This is a genomic window from Streptomyces pathocidini (assembly GCF_001418495.1).
Classification (GTDB): Bacteria; Actinomycetota; Actinomycetes; order Streptomycetales; family Streptomycetaceae; genus Streptomyces; species Streptomyces pathocidini.
Genome location: NZ_LIQY01000303.1, coordinates 1 through 1,411 on the forward strand (window position 1 = coordinate 1; position 1,411 = coordinate 1,411).

At 68.7% G+C, this 1,411-nt stretch carries 2 protein-coding genes; both read left to right on the forward strand.

Annotated elements, in window-relative coordinates; all coding sequences use genetic code 11:
• Positions 1-275 precede the first annotated feature (275 nt).
• Complete coding sequence (locus AOK16_RS15610) at positions 276-656, forward strand: helix-turn-helix domain-containing protein (RefSeq protein ID WP_055472848.1); 381 nt, start codon at positions 276-278, stop codon at positions 654-656.
• Positions 657-871: 215 nt separating this feature from the next.
• Entirely contained in the window at positions 872-1,339 is a 468-nt protein-coding gene (locus tag AOK16_RS15615; protein WP_055472849.1) for a Dps family protein, read from the forward strand.
• Positions 1,340-1,411 lie beyond the last annotated feature (72 nt).

The window sequence follows — 1,411 nt, forward strand, 5'->3', positions numbered from 1 at the left end:
CGCCGTGGGGGGTCCCGGGGGCGCGGGAGGCGTACGGGGGCTGAAACTCGACGGGGGCCGGGCGGAAATCCGTTCCCACACCGTCCGGGCGGCATTGGCACTGCTTCTGGGGGAACTGATCGAGAATGGGCGGGCACAGGATACGGAACAGGCCGGGGGGATTTGATGTTTGCAGCCCTGAGTGAACACGTCATCGCTCCCCGCACGGCCGCGGCCCGAGGCGGTACGGTGGGTCGAGAAGGATCCGGATCCGAGGTCCGAGGAGGGAGCCACCGATGATTCTGCTCCGTCGCCTGCTGGGTGACGTGCTGCGTCGGCAGCGCCAGCGCCAGGGCAGAACCCTGCGCGAAGTCTCCTCCTCGGCGCGGGTCTCCCTCGGTTATCTGTCGGAGGTCGAGCGCGGACAGAAGGAGGCCTCCTCCGAGCTGCTCGCGGCGATCTGCGACGCGTTGGACGTGCGGATGTCCGAGGTCATGCGCGCGGTGAGCGACGAGCTGTCGCTGGCCGAGCTGGCCGCTTCGGCCGCCGCGACCGAGCCCGTGCCTCCGATGAGGCCGATGTTCAACCCGGTGACGGTCTCGTCCGTGACCGGAGTGCCGGAGGAGCGCGTGACGATCAAGGCGCCCGCGGAAGCGGTGGACGTCGTCGCGGCATAGCGCCCAGCACAGTCTCGCCCAACACAGTCTTCGGAGCCCCGGTACGCATCTGGTGATGCGGGCCGGGGCTCGATTCTGTGCGGGCCGGGGCTTGGTTCTGTACGGACCTGGGCTCGTTCTGTGGGGAATGATCTGTTGGGAATGACCCGTCTGAGCCGGGTATGCGATCGTGGGGAGAGAGTCGCGACAAAGCAGAAGGAACCAGGAGGAACCTGATGTCTGTCGTCAAGAGCCCACTCACCGAGCAGGATCTGAAGGTCGTGGGCAACGCGCTCCAAGGGGCGCTGATCGACCTCGTGGACCTCTCGCTGGTGGCCAAGCAGGTGCACTGGAACGTGGTCGGTCCACGGTTCCGCTCCATCCATCTCCAGCTGGACGAGGTCGTGGCCAGCGCCCGCCTGCACGCCGACACCGTGGCCGAGCGGGCCTCGGCGCTGGGCGTCTCCCCGGACGGGCGGGCCGACACGGTCTCCAAGGCCGGTGGGCTCGACGTCCACGACGGCTGGATCAAGGACGCGGACGCGGTACGGGTCATGGTGGCGGCCCTGGGCGCCGTGATCGGGCGGATGCGCGAGCGCATCGAGGACACCGACCAGTCGGACCGGGTCAGCCAGGACGTCCTCATCGGGCTGACGGGCGACCTCGAGAAGCACCGCTGGATGTTCGAGGCGGAGAACGCCTGAGGGCCCGGGGGATGGGTTCTCGCGAGGATGCGGGGGGCGCGGATGCCGCGGGGCTGGCGCGTATACACATCT